General features: G+C 59.7%; 5 protein-coding genes. 2 read left to right on the top strand and 3 right to left on the bottom strand.

Annotated features, from left to right (window positions below):
* Positions 1–624 (bottom strand): MsnO8 family LLM class oxidoreductase (locus HMPREF1024_RS21355; protein WP_009307755.1); only part of this gene is annotated, 624 nt, incomplete at its 3' end.
* A gap of 91 nt (positions 625–715) precedes the next feature.
* A complete protein-coding gene (locus tag HMPREF1024_RS21360; RefSeq protein ID WP_004180132.1) occupies positions 716–1,267 on the bottom strand; it encodes an adenylate kinase in 552 nt (183 codons plus the stop codon).
* Positions 1,268–1,539: 272 nt separating this feature from the next.
* Between HMPREF1024_RS21360 and HMPREF1024_RS21365 the strand changes: the two genes are divergently transcribed.
* Both HMPREF1024_RS21365 and ansP read left to right on the top strand, forming a co-directional pair.
* Complete coding sequence (locus tag HMPREF1024_RS21365) at positions 1,540–2,427, top strand: LysR family transcriptional regulator (protein ID WP_009307754.1); 888 nt, start codon at positions 1,540–1,542, stop codon at positions 2,425–2,427.
* Positions 2,428–2,616: 189 nt separating this feature from the next.
* On the top strand, positions 2,617–4,071 hold the full coding sequence (ansP, locus tag HMPREF1024_RS21370) for an L-asparagine permease (RefSeq protein ID WP_002906778.1): 1,455 nt from the start codon (positions 2,617–2,619) through the stop codon (positions 4,069–4,071).
* A 50-nt stretch (positions 4,072–4,121) separates the two neighbouring features.
* Here the strand turns inward: ansP and HMPREF1024_RS21375 are convergent.
* The coding region (locus HMPREF1024_RS21375; protein ID WP_009307752.1) for a YgdI/YgdR family lipoprotein at positions 4,122–4,292 on the bottom strand (171 nt) is incomplete at its 5' end.

The raw sequence follows: 4,292 nt of genomic DNA, 5'->3' as shown, positions 1-4,292 counted from the left end.
GCGCCAGCGGTTGAACACGGCACGGCGCAGCGCGCTGTCGCCATTGAGATGGGCGGCAAAGACAAAGTTCCAGTCAAGGCGGGCGGCCAGTTCAGCACTCTCCAGGCTGGCGCCGAGGAGAAAACCGTCTGCCCGGCGCGGCGGGATCGGCGTGGCGCGTAGGCTCTCCTCTCCCCCGGGCTCAGTCAGCGACAGCCAGTTATCCAGCTGCGCCAGCTGATCGGCAAAGGTCCCTTTCTCCTCTTGATGCAGGCCCTGCTGCAGGGCGCGGGTGGAGAGCGGCAGGCCGCCAGGCGCCTTGCCGACCCCGAGATCGATGCGGCCCGGCGCGAGGGCGGCCAGCAGGTTAAAGTTTTCCGCGACCTTATAGGGGCTATAGTGCTGGAGCATGACGCCGCCGGACCCAAGACGGATCCGCCGGGTGTGGCCCAGCAGCCAGGCGATAACCAGCTCCGGCGAGGGGCTCGCCAGCTGATCGGTATTGTGGTGTTCAGCGACCCAGAAGCGGTGGTAGCCCCAGGCTTCGGCGTGTTGCGCCAGCGTTAATGTACGCGCCAGCGCCTGCGCGGCGGTTTCCCCGGCGGCAAGCGGACTTTTATCCAGAATACTGATTCGATAAGACATTTCGCAGGCTCATATGAAAGTACGTGCCTGCATTATTAAAATCTCTGCTAACTATTGAGAAACAATTAATTCACATGTGTACTGCTGAAAATTAGATATGCCCGGCTGAACGCTGCGCTTCCAGCTCGCGGAGCAGCGCCTCGGCCTGCCGCGGATTGCGCACCCGGACGAAGCGAATATGACGATATTGCGGATCCTGCATATCGGCCAGATAGCGTCGGCGATGCTGCCGCCAGGTTTTCAGCGTCCAGAGGATGATGGATTCCCGGCTGCAGAACGAACGGCGAAAGCTCTCGCAGTTGCCCGTGCCCGGCCACAGCTCCTGATGTCGCCACGCCCGGCTCGCCGCCCGCCATACCGCCTGGCGCAGCGTGCGCCAGAAACCATAATCTACCCAGATCACCAAATCCACCGCACGCCATTTAACGCTGCGGCTGCGATTGTAATTGCCATCCAGCACCCAACCCGGCGTGGCCGTCGCGGCGGCAATGGCGGCGAAAAATGCCTCATCCGGCGCGCCCTGCCAGTTCGGCCGCCAGTACAGGCGATCGAGCTCGATCCAGGGTAATTCCAGCCGGTGCGCCAGGCGCCGGGCCAAAGTGGATTTGCCTGAGCCGCTGGTGCCGACCACGTTGATATTCATCTTTGTTTCTCCCCGGTTACCAGACTCTGCCTGGCGATACTCTTTGATCATCTTTCGGGCTGCCATCCCCCAGTCATGCCACGCCAGCGAATGTCGGTTCACCTGGCGCTGGCGTTTTTTGGGCCTACTACAATACCTGCCCTGCATAGAGGAATAAATCATCCGCCATAACCATTCTGCTCCACTGCGTCCGGCCATCAGGCTGGCACAATCCTCAGGCCGGGCATACACTCTGCGTACCTGTGAGCAGTATTCATCAATCCGGAAAGATTATGCTAAAAGAGAACGTAAACGATCTGCTCTCCTTTATGGTGGTGGCGCGTGAACGCAGCTTTACCCGCGCGGCGGCCCAGCTTGGCGTGTCGCAGTCGGCGCTCAGCCATGCCATGCGCCATCTCGAAACGCGGCTCGATGTCCGGCTGTTGACCCGCACCACCCGCAGCGTGGTGCCGACCGAAGCGGGCGAGCGACTGATTCAGCGCCTCGGTCCGCATCTGGAAGAGATCGAGCAGGCCCTGGCTGCATTGCGCGACACCCGAGAACGCCCGGCGGGCAACCTGCGCATTACCGCCGGGGAGCATGCCGCCAGCGCGGTACTCTGGCCGGCGCTAAAGCCATTTATGCTGCAATATCCTGATATTAACATCGAAATCACTGTTGATAATGGGCTCACGGATATCGTGGGTGACCGCTTCGACGCCGGGGTGCGTCTCGGCGAACAGGTGGCAAAAGACATGATTGCCGTGCGCATCGCCCCGGATATGCGGATGGCGGTGGTGGGTTCGCCGGCCTATCTGCAGCGGGCCGGTACGCCGCAAACGCCCTGGGATCTTGCCCAACATCGCTGCATCAATCTGCGCCTGCCGACACGAGGGGGACTTTACGCCTGGGAATTTGCCCGCGATGACCGGGAGATTCAGGTGCGGGTGGAGGGACAGCTGATCCTCAACAGCCTGCCACAGCGCATCGACGCGGCGGAGGCGGGCCTCGGGCTGGCCTACGTTCCGGATGACTGCGTGGCGGAGGCCTTAGCCAGCGGCCGGCTGGTGCGGGTGCTGGCGGAGTGGACCCCCGCCTTCCCCGGCTACCATCTCTATTACCCCAGCCGGCGCCAGCATACCAGCGCTTTCACGCTGTTACTGGAAACTCTGCGACGCTGATCTCATTGATAAATCTGTCAAATACTCTCGGTAAATGTTTTAGGTGCGTAACTATTAGGTTACGTGTAGGATTCAGCGCCATGTCTGAGCTTATCTCCTACGTCAGAATGATGAGAAAGCCAGCATAATGTGCCAGCCGTCCTCCATTCCGGCTGCAAACATGGGCATTGACAGGAAACTGATACATCAATGAATACGAAACACGAAAATGCAGCGGAGCATCATGCTGCAAAACGCCACTGGCTTAACTCACATGAAGCGGGTTATCACAAAGCGATGGGCAACCGTCAGGTACAGATGATCGCCATCGGCGGCGCCATCGGTACCGGTTTGTTCCTCGGCGCCGGGGCACGTTTACAAATGGCAGGGCCAGCGCTCGCCCTGGTCTATCTGGTCTGCGGCATCTTCTCCTTCTTTATTCTTCGCGCCCTCGGCGAACTGGTCCTCCACCGCCCCTCGAGCGGCAGCTTCGTCTCTTATGCCAGGGAGTTCCTCGGTGAAAAAGCCGCTTACGTGGCCGGCTGGATGTACTTCGTTAACTGGGCGATGACCGGGATTGTCGATATCACCGCCGTGGCGCTGTATATGCACTACTGGGGCGCGTTTGGCGATGTGCCGCAGTGGGTCTTCGCCCTCGGCGCGCTGGCTATCGTCGGCACCATGAATATGATCGGCGTGAAGTGGTTCGCCGAAATGGAGTTCTGGTTCGCGCTGGTTAAGGTGCTGGCGATCGTCGCCTTTCTCGTGGTCGGCACCATTTTCCTCGGCTCCGGTAAGCCGCTGGACGGCAATGCCACCGGCTTCCATCTGATCACCGATAACGGCGGCTTCTTCCCGCACGGCCTCCTGCCGGCGCTGGTGCTGGTGCAGGGGGTGGTCTTCGCCTTCGCCTCCATCGAGCTGGTGGGGACCGCGGCCGGAGAGTGTAAGGATCCGGAGACAATGGTGCCGAAGGCCATCAACAGCGTGATCTGGCGTATCGGTCTGTTCTATGTCGGTTCGGTGGTGTTGCTGGTGCTGCTTCTGCCGTGGAACGCCTACCAGGCCGGACAGAGCCCGTTCGTTACCTTCTTCTCAAAGCTGGGCGTGCCATATATCGGCAGCGTGATGAACATCGTGGTGTTAACCGCGGCCCTCTCCAGCCTTAACTCGGGTCTCTACAGTACCGGGCGTATTCTGCGCTCGATGTCGATGGGAGGCTCCGCGCCGAAGTTTATGTCGAAGATGAGCCGTCATCACGTCCCTTACGCCGGGATCCTGGCGACGCTGGGGGTATATGTAGTCGGGGTTTTCCTCAACTATCTGGTGCCATCTCAGGTATTTGAGATCGTACTCAACGTCGCCTCGCTGGGGATCATTGCCTCCTGGGGCTTTATCGTGGTGTGTCAGATGCGTCTGCGCAAAGCGATCAAGGAAGGGAAAGCGGCAAAGGTCAGCTTCAGAATGCCGGGGGCGCCGTTCACCTCCTGGCTGACGCTGCTGTTCCTGTTCAGCGTGCTGGTGCTGATGGCCTTCGATTATCCGAACGGTACCTACACCATAGGATCAATTCCGCTGCTGGCGGTATTGCTGGTGGCTGGCTGGTTTGGTGTGCGTAAACGCGTGCATGAGATTCACAGCACGGCGCCGACGCTGAGGAAGTAACTGGCAGGACTCCCGGTTTGTCCATCGCGGGCAAACCGGGAGGTCAGAACTTAATTATCTTCAACCAGCTGCGACACATCGCTGCTGTTAATTTCCCGCTTATTACCTGACTCATCGATATAGCTGGTCATCCCCGTTTCTTTATCCAGCTGCGGCTTGCCGTGGGTAACGATAGTTTGACCGCTCTTCGTGGTCATAACGTAGTTTGACGAACAACCTGC

Origin of the sequence: Klebsiella sp. 4_1_44FAA (genome assembly GCF_000238715.1) — a bacterium.
In the GTDB taxonomy this organism is placed as follows: domain Bacteria; phylum Pseudomonadota; class Gammaproteobacteria; order Enterobacterales; family Enterobacteriaceae; genus Klebsiella; species Klebsiella pneumoniae.
Note: the sequence above shows the minus strand (reverse complement) of the source record. Positions and strands in the feature narration are given on the sequence as shown.